Origin of the sequence: Aeromonas sp. 600527, assembly GCF_049175415.1 — a bacterium.
GTDB classification, from domain to species: domain Bacteria; phylum Pseudomonadota; class Gammaproteobacteria; order Enterobacterales; family Aeromonadaceae; genus Aeromonas; species Aeromonas veronii_A.
The window spans coordinates 180632-199575 of record NZ_JAAKVA010000005.1 but is presented as its reverse complement, the minus strand read 5'-3'; the positions used below and the strand labels follow the sequence as shown (position 1 = coordinate 199575).

Genomic DNA, 18944 nt, shown 5'->3' with positions numbered 1-18944 from the left:
ATGTTCGCCGGTGCCAGTATGGTGGCTGCTGACGGGAGAGGCTGTGAGGGGGATCGCAACTCGGGATTCAAAAGGGATTCAGGGTGCGGGCGGGGAGGCTGTGCTCCCCGCCCCGCGGCTTATTGCCACTCCACCAGGTAGTACTGCTTCTTGCCCCGGCGCAGCAACAGGTAGCGACCAAACAGCCGATCCGCAGTACTCAGCAGCTCATCCTGCTTGAGCACCCCGTTGAGGCTGATGGCGCCCGCCGCCAGCAGTTCACGGGCGATGCGCCTGGAGTTAGCCAGACCGCAGCTGACCAGCAGACTGACCAGATCGGTCTCGCCGCTGATGATGCTGCTCGGCATGCCATCCTGCGCCAGCTGGGCCAGATCGCTCTCGCCGAGGCGGGTCACGTCGCCGCTAAACAGCAGTTCGCTGATGCGCTGCACCGCCGCCAGCGCCGCTTTGCCGTGCACCAGCTCGGTCAGTTCGTTCGCCAACACCTGCTGGGCCAGCTTGCGCCCTTGCCGCGTGGCATCCTCTGCCTCCAGCGCCTCAATCTCGGTCAGCGGCATAAAGCTGTAGTAGCGCAGGAAGCGGTAAACATCCTCGTCCGCCGTGCCGAGCCAGAACTGGTAGAAGGCGTAGGGGGAGGTGAGGGCCGGATCGAGCCAGACCGCACCACCCTCGGTCTTGCCGAACTTGGTGCCGTCTGCCTTGGTGATAAGTGGCAGGGTCATGCCGTGGACCTGCGCCTGATGGAGGCGACGGGTGAGATCCATGCCGCTGGTGATATTGCCCCACTGGTCGTTGCCGCCAATCTGCAGGGTGCAACTGAGCCGCTGGTACAACACCGCAAAGTCGTAGGATTGCAGCAGGGCGTAGGAGAACTCGGTGAACGAGATGCCCTGGTCCGGGCGAGCCAGTCGCTGGCGCACAGACTCCCGCGCCAGCATGGCGTTGACCGAGAAATGCTTGCCGATATCCCGCAGAAAATCGAGGGCGGACATCTGTCCCATCCAGTCGACATTGTTGACCAGTTGCGGGGCCGCCAGGCCTTCATCGGCGGGCAGCAGCGCCCTGATTTGGGCCGACAGACTGGCGACCCAACCCTGCACGGTATCGGCACTGTTGAGGCTGCGCTCGGTCGCCTTGAAGCTGGGATCACCGATAAGGCCGGTTGCCCCGCCCACCAGCGCCACCGGCGTGTGTCCCGCCAGCTGGAAGCGGCGCAGCATCAAGAGCGGAACCAGATGACCGATATGCAGGCTGCCAGCGGTGGGATCAAACCCGCAGTAGACGGTGCGCGGGGTAGCAAGATGATCGGCCAGGGCCGCTGGGTCGGAATTCTGGGCCACCAGGCCGCGTCGGGTCAGCTCATCAAGCAGGTGGGGGTTGATCATGGGTTCTCCAACAGCAAGGGGAAAAAACCACATCCTCGCCCCTCTGGCTCGCGCCGAATATGTCCCCTAGGGGACAGTTTTGTCACTCTCGTGCTAGCATCCGGCCATCGTCTGATCATCACACGACCATCGCGGGGAGCTAACCCGCCATCCGGAACTTATCGCCATGAACCAGCGCCCATGATCCAGCCTCTCGCCACAGATGCCATGACCCGCAGTATGACCGAGGTGGTCGATGCCCTGCACAGCAGCGCTTTTCCGGCGGCGCTGGTGCGGCTGATCCAGCAGCAGGTGGCGTTTGATTGCGCCCTGTTGCTCGGGGTTGGGCAGCGGCCCGTCTATCTCTACGACAACCTCAATCATCAGCGGGCCCTGCTGTTTGATCGCTACCTCACCAGCCACTTCAGTCAGGATCCCTTTATGCAGGCGCTGGAGCAGGGCTTGCCTGCCGGCGTCTGGACCCTGGCGCAGGTCTCCCAGGGGCGGCTCGATCCCGAATATCGCCACCACTTCTATCAGGCCACCGGCTGGCAGGAGGAGGTGGGGATGATCCTGCCGGTGCGGGACGGACTGACGCTGATGCTGTTTCTTGGACGACTCGACAAGCGCAGTACTCTCAGCCGTGACGAGCTGGCACGGTTGGAGCAGCTGTTCCCGCTGGTACATTCGCTCTGTCGTCAGCAGTGGCGGCAGAGCCAGCCGCTGCTGGCCCTGAGCCCGGTACAGCCAGATGGCACTGATCTCAAGGGGGCTGTGGAGCAGGCTATCGCCAGTGTGGGGGGAGATCGGCTAACCCGGCGTGAGCGCCAGGTGGCGGGATTGCTGTTACAGGGGCTGGATACAGAGGGTATTGCCGCAACTCTGGGCATTGGCTGCGGCACGGTGAAGAACCATCGCAAGCACCTCTATAGCAAGCTGCACTTGCGTTCACGGGCCGAGCTGTTTCATTTCTTCCTCAACCACCTGATCACCACAGAGGGAGGAAGATGAACCGGGGTTATTCGATCCGCGGTAACGGCTTATCGCTTTGGGGCAGGTTACTGAGTCGCTGGTAGCGCTCCATCAACTGTCGGTATTGGTTGCCGAGACGTACTTGGTCGAGGGCTTGCTGCAACCGGGCGATCTGCTGCCGATCCGCCCGCGGGTTGAAGGCAAAGCAGTTATCCTGCTCTTCCAGCACAGCGACAGAGGTGAAATCTTCCGGCGCGAATCCCAGCGCTTTCAGTTGATGGAATAACATCACTTCGTTGCCTGCCACCAGATCGGTGCGTGCCATGATGAGCTGGCGTACCACCTGATCCATGCGCTCCACTGCCATCATGTTGCCCGGGCTGATGCCGCGGTTGAGCAGTAGCTGCTCCCCCACGTCAGCCTGCATTACCCCGACCTGCAGTTTAGCCAGATCTGCCTTGTCGGTGACTCTGGGAGCATCCTGCTTGCGTCCGACCAGCGTCACTCGCGAGTGGCTGATGGGGCAAACCCAGAGGAAGTGGGGATCACGCTCTTTGGTGCGGGCGGTGGTAAAGAGAACTGCTTCCGGTTGCTGGGTCAGCAGATACCAACCGCGGGCCCATGGCATAAATTGGATAGGTTGCTCCGGCTCCCCCAGCTCACGCCAGATCAGCCGCAGTAACTCTACTGCCAGCCCGATGGGCTTTCCCTCCTTGTCGAGCCCGTTGAGGGGCATGTTCTGCTCCGAGTAATAGATAAAGGCGGCCCGTGCGGGGAAGCTGGTCAGCAGAATCAGGGCGATAAGGACCACGAGCAGGGATCGCATGGCGCACTCCTTGTGCAGTGAATTACCTATCAGTCTATGTGTCCTTGGCCAGAAGTTCATAGTCGGGTCGCGGATAACGCAACAGGCCACCGCGCGGTGACCTGCCGAATTATTTCAGCAGGGCTTCCATCTCCGCCTCAGCCTTGGCACGCGCTTCGGCTTCTGCCGCTCTGGCGGTATCGGCGATGCTCTCTCCGGCCGTATGGGGGGCGGCACTGACAGCCTGTTTGGCAGGGGCGGCAATGGCCTTGGCCGCTTCTTGCGTTGCAGTCGCAGCGGCACTGCTGACAGCCTGTTTGGCTGGCGCAGCAACGGCCTTGGTTGCTTCTTGTGTCACGGTCTCGGCGGCACTGCTGACAGCCTGTTTGGCAGGTGCGGCAATGGCCTTGGTCGCATCTTGCGTCACGGTCGTGGCGGCACTGCTGACGGCCTGTTTGGCAGGCGTGGCAACGGCCTTGGTGGCTTCTTGCGTCACGGTCGCTGTAGCGCTGCTGACAGCCTGTTTGGCTGGAGTGGCAACGGCTTTGGTCGCTTCTTGCGTCACGGCGGCAGCGGTGCTGCTGAATGCCTGCTTGGCCGGTGCGGTGGTTGCACTGCGGGTCAGGTCGGTCGCGCCTTGGCTCACCGCTTGCGTGACCTGGCCAGTGGCGTTGGCGGCTGCGCCGCTGATGGCCTGGCTAGCGCTGTTGGTCAACGAGCCGGTGACACCGCGGGTCACGGTGCCAAGTGCGCTACCAAGGGAGAAGGGGGAGGCGTCGCTCTGACTGGTCGCCGCGCCACTCAGGGTGTTGGCCGCCGGATTGAGCAGGCTGGTTGGGTTCTGCCAGCCCTGCATGGCGGTTGGCCAGGTCGGAGCCGTGCCCGCCAGATTTTCGCCAAAGGTCTGGGTGGTGCCATCCCCTTTTTGCAGCAATACCGACATCTGGTTGGTTTGCGAGTTCCACACCATCCCCGCCTGTCTGGCGATATCCGGCACGGGGGCATACTCGGAGACCACATAGAAAAGCGGCCCCTCTTGTTGCAGCCTGTCGGCCGTCTTGAGCAACTGCATGGTGCTGTCGTAGTGGGGACCAAGGATGGCGGTCATCCGATCCTTGATCAGGGGTTGTTCGAACAGATTGACCTCGTTCGGGTCAAAGCCGACCAGCGGCTTGAGCAGAGCCCACATCAGCTGGCTGGTGGGGCTCATCATCAGCAATGGGGCAACGCAGGCGGACAACATCAGGCTCAGGCAGGCCGCCTTGAGCAACGGCATGATACGCATTGGGATAAGATCCAAATAACGATTTGATAAATAAGGTTATATTTTGTCAGGAAGCGACAAATTCACCGGGAGTTTGCGCGTGGCAGCGAGAGACTGCCCGCAGGCGCTGGCAGGCTACCATATTGGCTCCACAATACCAGCAGGCTGTATGATTATCCGTCAAGTAAACTCGGGCCGGGTTGCTGGTCTGAGTGAGCCCGCTGGCCTGGTGTGCTCAGGGATGGTGTTGCCAGTAGCCAGATGGTCGCAGGATACGAAGATGATTTGAGGGGATCAGCGAGGCTTTTCTTGATCCAGCTAAAGACATAGGCGTGATCCCTGTCGCATAATGCAGCTCCTTTCTACTCTTGGCTGGAACCTAAGAAATGGCTCGTCGCTCTTCCAATGCACAACGTCGTCGCAGTAGCTGGTGGTACAAACGCCTGTTGGCAAGGGAGCGGCAAGAGCGCGAAGCGCGTTCTGTCCGGGATTGATAACGCATTGAAAAACGGAGCCTCGGGCTCCGTTTTTGTTGCTGGTCATTTGTCGTGTAGCTGGCCGTCTGGTTATCTTGTCCAGCCATCGCATACCCTGTTGCCCGATGCCATCGGCAATTATCCAGAGAGCTAAAATCGTGAGAGTCGACGTCGTATCCTACAACCCTCAATGGCCAGTCCACTTTGTGGCGGAAGAGACCCAACTGCGCAGTGTGCTGGATCATTGCCTGCTGGCTGTCCACCACATTGGCAGTACCTCGGTCCCTGGTCTGGCGGCCAAGCCCATCATTGACATCATGCTGGAGGTGTCATCACTGGATCGGCTTGATGAGCAGAACGGGCAAATGGAGGTGCTGGGTTATGAGGCGATGGGGGAGTGCGGGATTGCGCGTCGCCGCTATTTCCGCAAGGGGGGTGATGAGAGAACTCACCAGATCCACGCCTTCTTGCAAGGGGATGACCATGTGCGCCGCCATCTGGCCTTTCGTGACTATCTAAGAGCCCACTCGGCTGCATGCAGGGAATACGCCGAGTTGAAGCAGGCGTTAGCTGCGAGCTGTCAGCATGATATCGAGCGTTACTGTGCGGGCAAGAATGCCTTTGTGAAAGAGCATGAGACGCGCGCGCTGCGGTGGTTGGCTGGGCTGGGGCCTGCTCTCTGAGCGAGCGTGTATGCAACGGAAAACGGGGCCTGATGGCCCCGTTTTGTTGCTGATGGTTTTTGCCAGCTAGTGAGTCGGCGCAGCAAGGTGACCAGTGCCAGCTCGACCCGCTTGGCGTAATCAATGTCGGCCTGCTAGAGGAGATCGAGCTGGGCCGCATCGATGGCGTTATTCTCCACATTGATGAGGGCACGCATCAGGTGCGTAGCAAGGCTGTTGTTGTCGACCACGGGGCATCACTGTCGCTGTGCAGTGTTCTTGCTGTTATGGTTTTTCTCCTCGCAGACACAGAACCGGTCCAGAGCGTTGCCCAGCGATGGGTCAATCGCTTTTTCATCGCCCCTTGATAGGCAAGACAAATAGGTGCAGGTGGGGGATGTGTAACCACGTCGGATATTGCATGATGAAGGCTTCGAGAAGGAGCCTCATATGCGTATTTCTATTCGTCATGCCGAACCCGCAGATGCCCCCGCCTTGCGGGATCTCTACGCCATGCCCAATGCCCAGGCGGGCACCTTGCAGCTGCCTTTTCCGACCCTGGGGGTATGGCAACAGCGGCTGGAACAGAGTGGAGTGGTGTCACTGGTCGCTGAGGTGGAGGGGCAGTTGGTGGGCCAGATCTCCTTGCACGTAGAGCCCAATCCCAGACGCAAGCATGTGGCCAGTATCGGCATGGGAGTGCGGGATGACTGGGCGGGCAAGGGGGTTGGTTCGGCCTTGTTGGAGTCCGTGCTGGAGATGGCCGATAACTGGCTCAACCTGCACCGGATTGAGCTGACCGTCTATACCGACAATGAGGCCGCACAGGCGCTTTATCGCAAGTTCGGTTTTACCGAGGAGGGGCGAGCCCGTGACTATGCCTTCCGCCAGGGGCGTTATGTGGATGCGCTCTATATGGCCAGAGTGGCGGGGAGCGTCAGTCGCTAACGGCATGGTCGATTATCAGGCCAGATTGCGCCCGGTGATCCGGGCGCTGGAGCAGAATCCCGAGCTCTGCCTCAGTGAGGCGGCCAGTCTTGCGGCGCTCTCCAGCTATCACTTTCATCGGGTCTTTACCGCCGTCACCGGTGAAACCCCGGCCGAGATGCAGCGCCGCCTGCGGTTGGAGCGGGCTGCTCGCTCTCTCTGCTACAGTCGCGACCCGATCACCGAGATTGCCTTCTCGGCCGGTTTTGCCAGCTCACAGGCCTTTGCCAAGGCGTTTCGCAAGCAGTTTGCCATGGCACCGGGGATGTTGCGCCGCCAGCCGTCACTCTTGCAACTGAGCAAGAATGGACACGCGGCTGCCCGGGTCTCTGATTATGCTGAAGGCCGTTCCAGTGAAAGGAGGCTACAGATGAAAACCGAACAGATGGCTGCGCGCACTCTGGCCTATATCCGGGTCACCGGCCCTTACGGCATAGGCTATGAGCCGGTGTGTGACCAGCTCTATCAATGGGCTGTCGGGTTGGGCTTGGCCGAAGGGGAGTGGATCTTCATCTACCACGACAACCCCGAAGTGACGGCTCCCCAGCAGTGCCGCACCGATATTTGCGTCACCGTGCCGGCGGGGACCAAAGGCCGCGGCAATGTGGAGATCCAGCTGCTGGCGGGCGGCCGCTATGGCCAGTCACGTTTTACCGTGACCGACCCGGCCCAGTACCCCGCACTCTGGCAGCAACATATCGGTGAGGTGGTAGCGGCCGGTTTCGAACTTGATGATCGACCCTGTTTCGAGCTCTATCACAGCTTCGATCCGCTGACCAAGGTTGCGGATGTGAGCTTTTGCTCCAGCCTAAAGGGTTAGGGCACAACAAGACGTAAGGGATGGTACAGAGCATCGCGCAGAAATTAGAGAGCCGGACAGTGTCCGGCTCTTTTGCATCTGGCGGTTGGGTGGCGTTTAGCGCTGGAACCCCTTCTGGGCGAACTTGGGACGTGCGTTCATGATCTGCTCCACCTGTTCGTCGCTCATCTTGCCACGCGACAGCCCCAGCACCTTGTAGGTGAGCAGCGGTCGGGCGGGCAGGGCGATCATCAGGGCGCGGATCTGGTTCTCGTCATCCTTATCCCGGGTCGGCTTGCCGTAGGCATAGGTGAGGACGCCGGCATCCATCAGGTTTTTGACGGCGGGCTCGGTGATCGGCAAGTTTATGACGCTTTTACGCTGTAGCACGAACTCGCGCAGCACCGCCTTTTCGTTGAAGTCGAGGAAGCCGATCATCTGGGCCAGCTGGTCCTGCTGACGGCGCGCCTGCCACTCTTCGCAAGCCCACTCCCAGGCGATCAGGAAGCCCTGACTGCAGAAGTAGGAGATGGCGATCAGCATGCCGACCCCCAGCCAGGCCGCATGATCCGCAGCCCACTGGCTGACGGCCCCTTTCATCAGCCCGGCCGGAAACAGCAGAATGATGCTGCAGCAGAGCAACAACCAGACCATCAGCCAATTGAGGCGGTTCAGTTGATAGAAATGTTGGATCCACCGTTTCATTGTTCATCCTTCCCAAACTGTTGTGGATAGTGAACTACCTACAGCAATCGGTGTGCCAACAGCGTAATGGCGCCTGGGAGGGGAGGCTGGCGATACATTTCCTTACAACTTATTGAATGAGTTATCAGTAATTTGCCTTGTGAGGTGACGGTCGAGTTGGTAAAACGTCCCCTCAGTCATTGGGGAGTAGCAACCCGCCCGTATTCCGGGCCGGGCCCATGTCAACACTCTTGGATCCTCGCATCCATGGCATGGGCGGCGATAGGCACTATCGCTCTGCAAGACCTTTGGCCTCGATATGCACGCCAGCCGGGCGAGCCATGTCGGGTCCATCGGTTATTCTGCTCGCCTGGCGGTATCTATTATGTTGATTACCCTGCTGTTATTTCTCGTCTCTGCGGTCACCATCTACCTTGCCTGCGAATACTTCGTCAACGGCATCGAATGGACCGGACACCACTTCAAACTCTCGCAAAGTGCCACTGGTTCGCTGCTGGCTGCACTGGGTACGGCCCTGCCCGAATGCATCGTGACCCTGACCGCCCTGCTGATGGGCAACACGACCGTCCAGCAGGAGATCGGCATCGGCGCCGCCCTCGGCGGGCCGCTGGTGCTGGCCACCATCGGCTATGGTGCAGTCGGTCTCACTCTGCTGCTTTGCATGGGGCGTACCGAGCGCGCCATCGATGGCGAGGTACAGCGCGAGATTGGCCGGGATCAGCGCTGGTTTATGGGGATCTTTTTGGTGGCGACCATGCTGGGTCTGGTCGCCTTCACCGGCAAGAGCTGGTTGGCGCCTCTGTTCGTGCTGGTCTACCTCGTTTATGTGAGGCGCGAGCTGAAACAAAGCGACAGCCATGAGGTCGAGCTGCCGGAGCCCCTCAAGCTGGCTCCAAATGCCGGGATCCCGCCCCTTGGCAAGGTGCTGCTGCAGACGCTGGCGGCGCTGGTAGTGGTGGCGCTGGCGGCGCAGCTGTTTGTTCATCAGCTGGAGAGCATGGGCGAGCTGTTTGGCCTCTCGCCGGTGCTGGCGGCCCTGCTGCTGAGCCCGGTGGCGACCGAGATGCCGGAGTTGATGAACGTGCTGATCTGGGTGCGACAGGGTAAGAACCGGCTGGCACTGGCCAATATCTCCGGGGCCATGATGATCCAGGGCACTATCCCCAAGGCGTTCTGTCTGCTCTTTACCCCCTGGCTGCTGGATGGCGCCATGATGGCCTCCTCGTTGGTCACGCTACTGGCGGTAGGGTTGCTCTGGTGGGGCTTCAGAAAGGGAGTGATGACCGCAGAGCGGTTGGTACTGGCCGCGCTGCTCTATTTCGGCTTCTGCGGCTGGCTGCTGGTGAGCTGAAACGGGAAGCGCGGATATGAAAAAGCCCCCTTGGCAGGGGGCTTTGTTGTATCGGTTAGGGCGGTGCTTACAGCGCGGCGATCTCGGCCTGCTGGGCTTCCAGCTTGGTCAGCTGGAGACGGTAATCTTCCAGCTTCTCGCGCTCTTTGGCGATGACCGCTTCCGGCGCCTTGGCAACGAAGGCTTCGTTGCCAAGCTTGCCTTCGATGCGGCCGCACTCGCCCACCAGACGGGCAACCTCTTTGGCCAGACGGGCCAGTTCGGCGTCCTTGTCGATGAGACCGGCCATCGGGATCATCAGTTCGGTAGCACCGATCAGCTTCTTCACTGACAGCGGGGCGGTTTCACCGTCCGCCAGTACGCGGATGGATTCCAGACGGGCCAGCGACTTGAGGAAGGCCTCGTTGTCAGCGGCGCGCTGGGCATCCTTGGCATCGCACTGGAGCAGCACGTTGAGAGGCACGCTCGGGGCCACGTTCATCTCGGCGCGGATGTTGCGGATGCTGACGATGAACTCCTTCACCCACTCCTGATCCGCCATCGCGGCTTCGTCCACCTTGGCGGCGTCGAACTCCGGGAAGGCCTGAATCATGATGGTGTCGGCGTGTACGCCAGCCAGCGGGGCGACCGATTTCCAGATGGTCTCGGTGATGAACGGGATGATCGGGTGCGCCAGACGCAGCAGGGTTTCCAGCACGGTCACCAAGGTATGGCGGGCAGCGCGCTGCTCGGCCTCGGAGCCCTTGGTCAGTACCGGCTTGGTCAGCTCCAGATACCAGTCACAGAACTGGTTCCAGATAAATTCGTACAGCACGCCAGCCGCGATGTCGAAGCGGTAGGTATCGAGGGCGGTACGGAAGTCACGGATGGCCACTTGCAGCTGGGACTGGATCCAGCGATCCGCCAGACTGAACTGCATTTCGCCACCGGCAAAACCGCAGTCCTGATCTTCGGTGTTCATCAGCACATAGCGGGAGGCGTTCCACAGCTTGTTGCAGAAGTTGTTGTAGCCGTCCAGGCGCTTCATGTCCCAGTTGATGTCACGACCGGTAGAGGCCAGCGCTGCCAGCGTGAAGCGCAGGGCGTCGGTACCGTGGGCATCGATCCCTTCCGGGAACTGCTTGGCGGTACGCTTGGCGATCTTCTCGGCCATCTGCGGCTGCATCATGTTGCCGGTGCGCTTCTCCAGCAGATCTTCCAGCGAGATGCCGTCGATCATGTCGAGCGGGTCCAGCACGTTGCCCTTGGACTTGGACATCTTCTGGCCCTCTTCGTCACGGATCAGACCGGTGATGTAGACGGTCTTGAATGGGACTTGCGGCTGGCCGTTTTCGTCCTTGATGAAGTGCATGGTCATCATGATCATCCGGGCAATCCAGAAGAAGATGATGTCGAAGCCGCTCATCAGCACGTCGGTCGGGTGGAAGGTCTTGAGTGCCTCGGTGTTGTTCGGCCAGCCCAGAGTGGAGAAGGTCCACAGAGCAGAGCTGAACCAGGTGTCGAGCACATCTTCGTCCTGACGTAGTACGGTTACGGCCGGGATGCTGTGCTTGGCGCGCACTTCATCTTCGCTGCGGCCCACGTAGACATTGCCGGCGTCGTCATACCATGCCGGGATGCGGTGACCCCACCACAGCTGACGGGAAACGCACCAGTCCTGAATGTCGCGCATCCAGGAGAAGTACATGTTTTCGTACTGTTTCGGCACGAACTGGATGCGGCCATCTTCCACCGCTTCGATGGCAGTCTTGGCCATCGGTGCCACGCGCACGTACCACTGGTCGGTCAGCATCGGCTCGATGGGCACGCCACCGCGATCGCCGTAAGGCTGTTGCAGCACGTGATCCTTGATCTCGTCCAGCAGACCCAGCTCTTCCAGCTTGGCCAGAATCGCTTTACGGGCGGCGAAGCGCTCCAGACCGGCGAATTCGCTCGGCAGGGCGGCATCGTAGGCGGTGCTCGGGTTGCCGTTGGTGTCGACCACTTCGGCCTCGGCACGCACGTGAGCGTCCAGGGTGAAGATGTTGATCATCGGCAGGCTGTGGCGCTTGCCCACTTCGTTATCGTTGAAGTCGTGGGCCGGGGTGATCTTCACGCAACCGGTGCCTTTCTCCATGTCGGCGTGTTCGTCGGCAACGATGGGGATCAGACGGTTCACCAGCGGCAGCAGGATGTGCTGGCCGATCAGCGCCTTGTAGCGCGGGTCTTCCGGGTTCACGGCCACAGCGGTATCGCCCAGCATGGTCTCCGGACGAGTTGTGGCGACGATCAGGTAATCCTTGCCTTCAGCGGTCTTGGCGCCGTTGGCCAGCGGATAGCGCAGGTGCCACATGTGGCCCTTGATCTCGCGGTTCTCCACTTCCAGATCGGAGATGGCGGTGTTGAGTTTCGGGTCCCAGTTCACCAGACGCTTGCCGCGGTACATCAGGCCATCTTCGTAAAGACGGACGAACACTTCCTGCACGGCGGCAGAGAGACCCTCATCCATGGTGAAGCGCTCGCGCTCCCAATCCACGGAGTCGCCCAGACGGCGCATCTGGCGGGTGATGGTGCCACCGGACTCTTCTTTCCACTGCCAAATCTTGTCGATGAAGGCATCACGGCCGTAATCGTGGCGAGTCTTGCCCTCTTCTGCGGCGATCTTGCGCTCAACCACCATCTGGGTGGCGATACCGGCATGGTCGGTACCTGCCTGCCACAGGGTGTTTTTGCCCTGCATGCGGTTGTAGCGGATCAGGGTATCCATCAGGGTTTGCTGGAAGGCGTGACCCATGTGCAGGCTGCCGGTGACGTTCGGCGGCGGGATCATGATGCAGAAGGAGTCTTTGCTGGTGTCGCCGTGGGGCTTGAAGTAACCCTGTGCTTCCCAGTGCTGATAGAGCGCCTGTTCGATGGCGTTGTGATTAAAAGTCTTTTCCATGGTCTCGCCGTAATCTGGATGGATGGAGTCTGGTGTTGATTCTTTATGGATCAATTGGTTGCAGTCAGGGCTGCGCCGGATCCGGTGCGGCAAGGACGGGCTGCTCCCTCATTTCGAGGGCATGGCCTGCCTGGCGATAGTGCTTGTAGCGCTCGCGAGCTTGCTGCTTTTGTGTTTCGTCAGTGGGGACAAAATCTACCACTTGAGCGAAGTGTCCTGCAAACAAAGGTGTCGCAGTGGCCAGATTGATGAGGCGGGCGTAGCGCCGTTTCGGTGGCTGATAGCCGATCTCCACCGGGGCCATACCGCTTTCGCCTTGCAGCTGGTGCGGCACGAAGCGCTCCGGTGGCAGTTGCCACAACAGCTCGTCCAGACGCAGGGCCTGGGCCTCATCGTTGCAGAACAGGTAGATATGGCCCGCGCCCCACGACTCGGCCGCAAGAGTACAGGCCAGTCGCTCGACCGCAGAGGCCTGCGTGTCATCCTGTTCGCTCATCAGGTAAAAGGTCACTTGGCTCATCAGGTTGATCCCGTTTTGCGGTGACGGACTGTTGACCGCCTCATGAGGCTGACGGGGCATTTCCCGCCCGCAACTCACTGATTCAAGAATGAAACAAGGAAGAGGCGGGCCTCTTCCTTGTGGTTCAGGGTAACGCCAACCCTTCCGATGCAGCCATCGGCAGGGACCGGAGAGTTACTCTTTCTCTTCGATATCCACGCCAGCCCGGTTCAGCAGGAACTGGGTCAGCAGGGGCACCGGACGCCCGGTGGAGCCTTTATCCTTGCCACTCTTCCAGGCGGTCCCGGCGATATCCAGGTGGGCCCAGTTGTACTTCTTGGTAAAGCGTGACAGGAAGGCGGCCGCGGTGATGGTACCGGCCGGACGACCGCCGATGTTGGCCATGTCGGCGAACGGGCTGTCAATCTGCTCCTGATACTCGTCAAACAGCGGCAGACGCCAGGCGCGATCACCCGCCTGCTCGGAGGCGTTGAGCAGCTCGTGGGCCAGCGGGTTGTGGTTGGCCAGCAGACCCGAGGTGTGGTGGCCCAGCGCGATGACGCAGGCACCGGTCAGGGTCGCCACGTCGATCACGGTTTCCGGATCGAAGCGGTCCACATAGGTCAGCGCATCACACAGCACCAGACGACCTTCCGCATCGGTGTTGAGCACTTCGATGGTCTGGCCGGACATGGAGGTGAGGATGTCACCCGGGCGATAGGCGTTGCCACCCGGCATGTTCTCGCAGCCTGCCAGCACGCCGATGACGTTGATCGGCAGTTGCAGCTGGGCCAGCGCATGCATGGTACCGAGCACGGAGGCGGCGCCACCCATGTCGTACTTCATCTCGTCCATGCCGTCGGCCGGTTTGATGGAGATGCCGCCGGAGTCAAAGGTCAGACCCTTGCCGACCAGCACGATGGGCTTGGCATCCGGATGACCCTTGTATTCGATGATGGCCATCATGGCTTCGTTGTCGGAGCCGCGGGCCACCGCCAGATAGGAGTTCATGCCGAGTTCGGCCATCTCCTGCTCGCCCACCACCTTGGTGGTGATGTTGTCGTAGGCATCGGCCAGACGACGGGCCTGGGAGGCCAGATAGGCCGGGTTGCAGACGTTGGGCGGCATGTTCGCCACGTCGCGACAGACCCGCACACCCTTGGCCACGGCCAGACCGTGAGCGATGGCTTTTTCACCAATGGTCAGTTCCCGACGCGTCGGCACGTTGAACACCAGCTTGCGCAGCGGGCGACGTGGTTCGGCTTTGTTGGTCTTGAACTGATCAAAGCTGTAGAGGCCCGCCTTGGTGGTTTCTACCGCCTGGCGCACCTTCCAATAGGTATCCCGACCCTTGACGTGCAGCTCGGTGAGGAAGCAGACCGCTTCCATGGAGCCGGTTTCGTTCAGGGTGGTGATGGTCTTGTTGATGATCTGCTTGTACTGGCGTTCGTCGAGTTCCCGCTCCTTGCCGCATCCGACCAGCAGTACGCGCTCGCTGAGCACGCCCGGTACTTGATGCAGCAGCAGCATCTGGCCTGGTTTCCCTTCCAGGTCGCCACGGCGCAGCAGCGAACTGATATAGCCATCGCTGATCTTGTCCAGTTGTTCGGCAACCGGAGAGAGGCGACGCGGCTCAAATACGCCGACTACGACGCAGGCGCTACGTTGCTTCTCTGGACTGCCACTCTTTACACTGAACTCCATGGAATCTCCTACATCCTAAAGACAAAAGGCACCTTTTATTGAATAATGCGGTGCTTGTTGGGGTATCAGAGGCGGAGCGAACAGCCACAGGCTCCGCAGTTCAAACTGGTAAAAATCCAATATACGGCCCTATTTTTCAGGCATTCGACTAAAAACACAAGTTTACTTGGGAATGACTGTGATCGTTTTCCGATATTTGTTCAGGGAAACCCTGAAAACCCAGCTGGCAGTGTTATTCGTATTGCTGCTTATCTTTGTCAGCCAACAATTTATCAAGATCATCGGTGATGCTGCCGATGGCGAGGTGCCGACACGTCTGGTCTCCACCCTGCTGCTGCTCAACTTGCCCAATATGGCGCTGTTGATGCTGCCTATCAGTCTCTTTTTAGCCATTTTGTTTGCCCATGGTCGCCTCTACGCCGAAAGCGAGATGACGGTGATGCATGCGGTCGGTTTCAGTCACCGTTTCGTGATGCGCAGCGCCATGTTGCTAGCCTTGCTGACCGCCGCAGTCGCAGCGTTCAACACCGGCTGGATCGCCCCGCAAGCCAAGGAGCGAGAGTATCAGGTGATCGACGAGTTCAAGTCGGATCCGGGGATCTCTTTCCTGCAGGCTGGCCGCTTTATGGAGCTCGACAAGGGGCGCCTGGTTGCCTACATCCAGGATTTGAACGACAACGGCTCGAAGCTGCAGAAGATCTTCATCTTGCAGCGGGCCGAAGGCAGCAACCCCCCTTCGGTGGTGGTGGCCAGCGAAGGGGTGGTGACGATCGATGAGAATGGTCTTCAGTGGCTGACTCTGAAGGATGGTTCCCGCTATGAAGGCAACTTCTCCGGCAAGCAGTTCCAGATCTCCGATTTTCGCGAGTATGGTCTGGTGATCCGTCAGCAGGAGATGGAGCGCTCCAACCGCAAGGCGGCGGCCAAACCCACTATGGAGCTGCTGGGTACCCAGGAAAACGACATGATGGGTGAACTGCAATGGCGTATCTCCTTGCCTCTCTCCATTCCGGTGCTCACCCTGCTGGTAGTTCCGCTGGCTCGGGTTAACCCCCGTCAGGGGCGTTATGCCAAGCTGTTGCCGGCCATCATGCTCTATCTCTCTTACTTCCTGCTGCTCAGTGCCGCCCGCTCGGCTATCGACAGTGGTCGGTTGCCCTACTGGCCGGGGATGTTCCTGGTTCCGCTCGGTTATCTGCTGTTTATTGGCCTGCCCCTCAATTTGCAGGGCACCAGCTGGTGGAACGGGGTAAAGAGCAAATATTTCATAAACAAATCAAAATGATGAAGCCACATAGGAACTACCGCTGATGTTTGGCATTCTCGATAGATATATCGGCAGGGTCATTTTTATGTCGATCCTGCTGTGTGAGCTCACGCTGGTTGGTCTTGCGGCGCTCATCAAGTATGTGGAACAGCTCAAGTCTGTCGGAGAGGGCAACTACGACATGATCAATGCTCTCTACTATGTGTTGCTCTCCATGCCCAAGGAGGCGGTGCTCTTCTTCCCGCTAGCGGCGCTACTGGGTGGTCTGATCGGTCTTGGCCAGCTGGCGACCAGCTCCGAACTGGTGGTGATGCAGGCGGCGGGTCGCTCCAAGATCAGTATTGTGATGGCGGCGCTCAAGACAGCAATCCCGCTGATGATCCTGGTAGGACTGATGGGGGAGTATGTGGCCCCTGTCGCCAAACGGATGGCGGATGATATCCGTGCCGGTGCCATGTCGGAAGGACGGCTTACCGTCTCGGCCTACGGGGTGTGGGCACGGGATGGCAACAACTTCGTCAATATCAACGGGGTGCGCAACGATGGCGCCCTGACCGGCATTACCCTCTATCGTTTCACCCCCGAGCGCAAGCTGATCGACGTGGTGCAGGCACGGGAGGGGGTATTTGAACGGCATCACTGGCTGCTCAAGCAGACGCAAGTTACCCGCTTCGACGATCCGGCGCAGATCCGCAGTGAACAGCACGCCACGATGGAGTGGAGCTCGGAGTTGACGCCCAAGCAGCTGGGGGTGGTAAGTATCGACCCCGAGAACCTCTCGGTCTCCGGTCTGCTCGATTACATCGGCTATCTCGATGCCAACAAGCAGGATGCCGGTCGCTACAAGCTGGAGATGTGGCGCAAACTGCTGTCACCGCTCTCGGTGGTGGCGATGATCCTGCTGGCATCCTCCTTCATCTTCGGCCCGCTACGCTCGGTGAGCATGGGGGCACGGATGCTGATGGGGATCATGACCGGCTTCGCCGTCTATGTGAGTGATCGGGTGTTTGGCCCCATCAGTCTGGTCTATGCGGTACCGCCGATTCTGGCGGCTATCGCGCCCAGCTTGCTGTTTGGCGGCATCTCCTTCTACATCCTCAGCCGCAAGCAGTAATCCGCACGAGGTTATGAGGAAATGCAAAGAGGGCACCTGTTGGTGCCCTCTTTCGTTATTGCATTGATCCGGGATTACTTGTTCAACAATTCCAGATTTGCCTCTTTGCTCAGCACGATCACTTCGCACTCGGCCCAGATATCCTGGAACGCCCGTGGGCGCTTGCGGTTGAACAGGCACATCAGGTTGCCCAGACCAAAGGCTGCGGTAGCGAGACGGATCAACGCCTGGGTGATGCGGATATGGCTGCCATCCTCGTTCTGAATGCGCAGCCGCCAGGCGCGCATGCCGACGGTCTGGCCAGCGCGGGTCCAGAACCAGGTGTAGAAACCGCAGATGACGAAGGCGAGCCAGAGGGTGTAGATCAGGCTCAGGGGGTGGCGAGTCAGCAACCAGACGGTATCTTCACCCGCCGGTACGCTGGCCATGCCGGTGACCAGCAGCAGCTTGGCGACACCCATGCCGATAAAGCCGGCGATGATCAGCAGTGAGGTCACCACCAGCGCATCATAGATCAGGGCGCCGAGGCGACGCAGCAGACCCGCTGACGGGTATGGCTGAGTGGCAGGAGAGGGGGATTTTTGTTGGACTTTTTTAGGCTTGGCCATCGTTTTTATTCCATTAAGATGATGGCGGCATTCTATGTAACTGGCCCCGCATCGGCAAGGCGTTGAATAAATGAACAAACGGGTGTGTTCAATCGAAAAACACCTTGCATGGCATCGCGCCATTCGTATAATCCCTCGCAGTTGCCCGGGTGGCGAAATCGGTAGACGCAGCGGATTCAAAATCCGCCGGTGAATAACCGTGTCGGTTCGAGTCCGACCCCGGGCACCATTCTTTTCCCTGTTTGGTCAACAGGTTACAGCGCGCAAAAGCGCTCCTGCTCAAAGTTTCTGCGGTTGATAACTCTCATTCATGTGCAAATATGTGCAAGAGGTTTCAACCAATGGCAAGCATCCAAGTTCTCACTCGAAAAACCGGCAAGTCCTATCGCGTTCAGTTCATGCGTAACGGCAACCGTGTATCCAAAGTTTTTACCCGCAAAAAAGACGCAGAGCAGTTCCTGGCTCAGATCACTGTATCTGACGAGCTGGCAGATGCCTTAACCAACGTCACCCTCACCAGTACCACCATTCAACAAGCTATTCATGAGTACCTTGAACAGCACAAGGGACGGGACAAATCTGTACCACAGCGTCTGGGCTGGTGGGCTGAACATCTCGGCGACAAGACGTTGAACAAGGTAAATCGCCAGCGGATCAAAAACGCCATCTCGATTTTGGAGGCAGAGGGGAAAGCTCCTGCGACCCTGAACCGCTACAAAGCAGCGTTGTCAGCAGTCTTTGCCTACATGTGTGATCGCTATGACCTCAAAGTGAACCCTTGCCTGGAAGTGAAACAGAAGAGGGAAGACAATGCTCGCACACGCTTTTTGTCGACAGATGAACTGGCTCGATTGATGAAGGCCACCAAGTCGAGCAAGTGGGAGCGACTTCATATGCTGGTTCATATGGCGTTGACCACTGGAGCGCGGAGGGGTGAGCTGATCGGCCTAAAATGGGCAGACATCAATTTCAACACGCGAACTGCTCACTTGGCGGTGACCAAGAATGGTAGTCAGAGGGTTCTGTCTCTGACTGCTGACTTGCTTACTGAGCTCTCCAAGTTTCGCGAGATTGGTGCCAGCTTTGTCTTCCCTCATCCCTCTGGCCTCAATCGACCGTTTACCGAGTTTGATTACCATTGGCAGGCCGCGAAGAAAGCCGCGTTGCTCTCTGATTTCCATTTTCATGACCTTCGGCACAGCTGTGCCAGCTTGTTGGCGATGAACGGTGCCAGCATTCTGGAGATCGCAGAGGTGTTAGGCCATAAATCGATCACCATGACCCAACGATATTCCCATTTGTGCAATGCCCACAAAGCCAAACTCACTGATCGGGTATTTGGTAATCTCATGGGTGGTTAATCAATTAGGCTGTGCAGCTTAGATGTATTGAACATGTTAGCCTGAGCCCCTCGCATCTATGGATGCGGGGGGCTTTTGTTTGTCTG

17 protein-coding genes, 1 tRNA gene and 1 riboswitch are annotated in these 18944 nt (G+C 59.2%); of the genes, 10 read left to right on the top strand and 8 right to left on the bottom strand.

Annotated features, from left to right (window positions below; translation table 11 throughout):
• Nucleotides 1-119 precede the first annotated feature (119 nt).
• Nucleotides 120-1385: a tyrosine--tRNA ligase gene (gene tyrS, locus G5154_RS09305; protein WP_421250860.1), complete on the bottom strand. Its 1266-nt coding sequence runs from the start codon at nucleotides 1383-1385 to the stop codon at nucleotides 120-122.
• A 180-nt stretch (nucleotides 1386-1565) separates the two neighbouring features.
• On the opposite strand from tyrS, the gene G5154_RS09300 reads away from it, so the two are divergent.
• Nucleotides 1566-2375: a helix-turn-helix transcriptional regulator gene (locus G5154_RS09300; protein ID WP_337073082.1), complete on the top strand. Its 810-nt coding sequence runs from the start codon at nucleotides 1566-1568 to the stop codon at nucleotides 2373-2375.
• A gap of 7 nt (nucleotides 2376-2382) precedes the next feature.
• Here the strand turns inward: G5154_RS09300 and G5154_RS09295 are convergent, their stop codons facing one another.
• Together G5154_RS09295 and G5154_RS09290 are read right to left on the bottom strand one after the other, a co-directional pair.
• Nucleotides 2383-3162, bottom strand: coding sequence for a substrate-binding periplasmic protein (locus G5154_RS09295; RefSeq protein ID WP_005342772.1), 780 nt, complete (start codon nucleotides 3160-3162; stop codon nucleotides 2383-2385).
• 109 nt (nucleotides 3163-3271) lie between these two features.
• Nucleotides 3272-4426, bottom strand: coding sequence for a hypothetical protein (locus tag G5154_RS09290; protein ID WP_421250859.1), 1155 nt, complete (start codon nucleotides 4424-4426; stop codon nucleotides 3272-3274).
• Nucleotides 4427-5039: 613 nt separating this feature from the next.
• On the opposite strand from G5154_RS09290, the gene G5154_RS09285 reads away from it, so the two are divergent.
• The 4 genes from G5154_RS09285 (at nucleotide 5040) to G5154_RS09270 (ending at nucleotide 7350) form a co-directional block, all read left to right on the top strand.
• Entirely contained in the window at nucleotides 5040-5564 is a 525-nt protein-coding gene (locus tag G5154_RS09285; RefSeq protein ID WP_216979669.1) for a GrpB family protein, read from the top strand.
• A 59-nt stretch (nucleotides 5565-5623) separates the two neighbouring features.
• Nucleotides 5624-5911, top strand: coding sequence for a hypothetical protein (locus G5154_RS09280; RefSeq protein ID WP_216979668.1), 288 nt, complete (start codon nucleotides 5624-5626; stop codon nucleotides 5909-5911).
• Between the two features lie 82 nt (nucleotides 5912-5993).
• The gene (locus G5154_RS09275; RefSeq protein ID WP_005342775.1) at nucleotides 5994-6491 is read left to right on the top strand and encodes a GNAT family N-acetyltransferase; all 498 of its coding nucleotides are present in this window, start codon (nucleotides 5994-5996) and stop codon (nucleotides 6489-6491) included.
• Between the two features lie 4 nt (nucleotides 6492-6495).
• A complete protein-coding gene (locus G5154_RS09270; RefSeq protein ID WP_421250884.1) occupies nucleotides 6496-7350 on the top strand; it encodes an AraC family transcriptional regulator in 855 nt (284 codons plus the stop codon).
• A gap of 96 nt (nucleotides 7351-7446) precedes the next feature.
• Here the strand turns inward: G5154_RS09270 and G5154_RS09265 are convergent, their stop codons facing one another.
• Nucleotides 7447-8034, bottom strand: coding sequence for a superinfection exclusion B family protein (locus G5154_RS09265; RefSeq protein ID WP_064335210.1), 588 nt, complete (start codon nucleotides 8032-8034; stop codon nucleotides 7447-7449).
• Between the two features lie 169 nt (nucleotides 8035-8203).
• A riboswitch (yybP-ykoY riboswitch) is annotated at nucleotides 8204-8310 on the top strand.
• An 88-nt stretch (nucleotides 8311-8398) separates the two neighbouring features.
• Here G5154_RS09265 and G5154_RS09260 point away from each other — a divergent pair.
• The gene (locus tag G5154_RS09260) at nucleotides 8399-9385 is read left to right on the top strand and encodes a sodium:calcium antiporter (protein ID WP_421250858.1); all 987 of its coding nucleotides are present in this window, start codon (nucleotides 8399-8401) and stop codon (nucleotides 9383-9385) included.
• 67 nt (nucleotides 9386-9452) lie between these two features.
• On the opposite strand, the gene G5154_RS09255 is transcribed toward G5154_RS09260, so the two are convergent.
• From G5154_RS09255 to pepA, 3 genes are all read right to left on the bottom strand, one after another.
• Nucleotides 9453-12305 carry a valine--tRNA ligase gene (locus G5154_RS09255; RefSeq protein WP_376895333.1) on the bottom strand — a complete coding sequence of 951 codons (2853 nt, stop codon included), beginning with the start codon at nucleotides 12303-12305 and terminating at the stop codon, nucleotides 9453-9455.
• Between the two features lie 64 nt (nucleotides 12306-12369).
• Entirely contained in the window at nucleotides 12370-12825 is a 456-nt protein-coding gene (locus G5154_RS09250; protein WP_288729200.1) for a DNA polymerase III subunit chi, read from the bottom strand.
• A gap of 174 nt (nucleotides 12826-12999) precedes the next feature.
• Nucleotides 13000-14508, bottom strand: a complete 1509-nt coding sequence (gene pepA, locus G5154_RS09245) for a leucyl aminopeptidase (protein WP_005336423.1) — start codon at nucleotides 14506-14508, stop codon at nucleotides 13000-13002.
• A 172-nt stretch (nucleotides 14509-14680) separates the two neighbouring features.
• Here pepA and lptF point away from each other — a divergent pair, with 172 nt between their 5' ends.
• Together lptF and lptG are read left to right on the top strand one after the other, a co-directional pair.
• Complete coding sequence (gene lptF, locus G5154_RS09240; protein WP_005342794.1) at nucleotides 14681-15793, top strand: LPS export ABC transporter permease LptF; 1113 nt, start codon at nucleotides 14681-14683, stop codon at nucleotides 15791-15793.
• A 25-nt stretch (nucleotides 15794-15818) separates the two neighbouring features.
• On the top strand, nucleotides 15819-16889 hold the full coding sequence (lptG, locus tag G5154_RS09235) for an LPS export ABC transporter permease LptG (protein ID WP_421250857.1): 1071 nt from the start codon (nucleotides 15819-15821) through the stop codon (nucleotides 16887-16889).
• A 74-nt stretch (nucleotides 16890-16963) separates the two neighbouring features.
• Here the strand turns inward: lptG and G5154_RS09230 are convergent, their stop codons facing one another.
• A complete protein-coding gene (locus tag G5154_RS09230; RefSeq protein ID WP_421172973.1) occupies nucleotides 16964-17497 on the bottom strand; it encodes an RDD family protein in 534 nt (177 codons plus the stop codon).
• 143 nt (nucleotides 17498-17640) lie between these two features.
• Between G5154_RS09230 and G5154_RS09225 the strand changes: the two genes are divergently transcribed.
• Together G5154_RS09225 and G5154_RS09220 are read left to right on the top strand one after the other, a co-directional pair.
• Nucleotides 17641-17726, top strand: a tRNA-Leu gene (locus tag G5154_RS09225).
• A 112-nt stretch (nucleotides 17727-17838) separates the two neighbouring features.
• The gene (locus G5154_RS09220; protein ID WP_421263927.1) at nucleotides 17839-18858 is read left to right on the top strand and encodes a tyrosine-type recombinase/integrase; all 1020 of its coding nucleotides are present in this window, start codon (nucleotides 17839-17841) and stop codon (nucleotides 18856-18858) included.
• Nucleotides 18859-18944: the final 86 nt, after the last annotated feature.

What these genes read in the sequence shown, in the direction of transcription:
- G5154_RS09255 (WP_376895333.1), bottom strand. Translation starts at nt 12,305, where the DNA reads ATGGAAAAGACTTTTAATCACAACGCCATCGAACAGGCGCTCTATCAG.
- G5154_RS09250 (WP_288729200.1), bottom strand. Translation starts at nt 12,825, where the DNA reads ATGAGCCAAGTGACCTTTTACCTGATGAGCGAACAGGATGACACGCAG.
- G5154_RS09230 (WP_421172973.1), bottom strand. Translation starts at nt 17,497, where the DNA reads ATGGCCAAGCCTAAAAAAGTCCAACAAAAATCCCCCTCTCCTGCCACT.
- G5154_RS09295 (WP_005342772.1), bottom strand. Translation starts at nt 3,162, where the DNA reads ATGCGATCCCTGCTCGTGGTCCTTATCGCCCTGATTCTGCTGACCAGC.
- G5154_RS09265 (WP_064335210.1), bottom strand. Translation starts at nt 8,034, where the DNA reads ATGAAACGGTGGATCCAACATTTCTATCAACTGAACCGCCTCAATTGG.
- G5154_RS09300 (WP_337073082.1), top strand. Translation starts at nt 1,566, where the DNA reads ATGATCCAGCCTCTCGCCACAGATGCCATGACCCGCAGTATGACCGAG.
- lptF (WP_005342794.1), top strand. Translation starts at nt 14,681, where the DNA reads ATGACTGTGATCGTTTTCCGATATTTGTTCAGGGAAACCCTGAAAACC.
- G5154_RS09260 (WP_421250858.1), top strand. Translation starts at nt 8,399, where the DNA reads ATGTTGATTACCCTGCTGTTATTTCTCGTCTCTGCGGTCACCATCTAC.
- G5154_RS09270 (WP_421250884.1), top strand. Translation starts at nt 6,496, where the DNA reads ATGGTCGATTATCAGGCCAGATTGCGCCCGGTGATCCGGGCGCTGGAG.
- G5154_RS09220 (WP_421263927.1), top strand. Translation starts at nt 17,839, where the DNA reads ATGGCAAGCATCCAAGTTCTCACTCGAAAAACCGGCAAGTCCTATCGC.
- pepA (WP_005336423.1), bottom strand. Translation starts at nt 14,508, where the DNA reads ATGGAGTTCAGTGTAAAGAGTGGCAGTCCAGAGAAGCAACGTAGCGCC.
- G5154_RS09290 (WP_421250859.1), bottom strand. Translation starts at nt 4,426, where the DNA reads ATGCGTATCATGCCGTTGCTCAAGGCGGCCTGCCTGAGCCTGATGTTG.
- G5154_RS09275 (WP_005342775.1), top strand. Translation starts at nt 5,994, where the DNA reads ATGCGTATTTCTATTCGTCATGCCGAACCCGCAGATGCCCCCGCCTTG.
- lptG (WP_421250857.1), top strand. Translation starts at nt 15,819, where the DNA reads ATGTTTGGCATTCTCGATAGATATATCGGCAGGGTCATTTTTATGTCG.
- tyrS (WP_421250860.1), bottom strand. Translation starts at nt 1,385, where the DNA reads ATGATCAACCCCCACCTGCTTGATGAGCTGACCCGACGCGGCCTGGTG.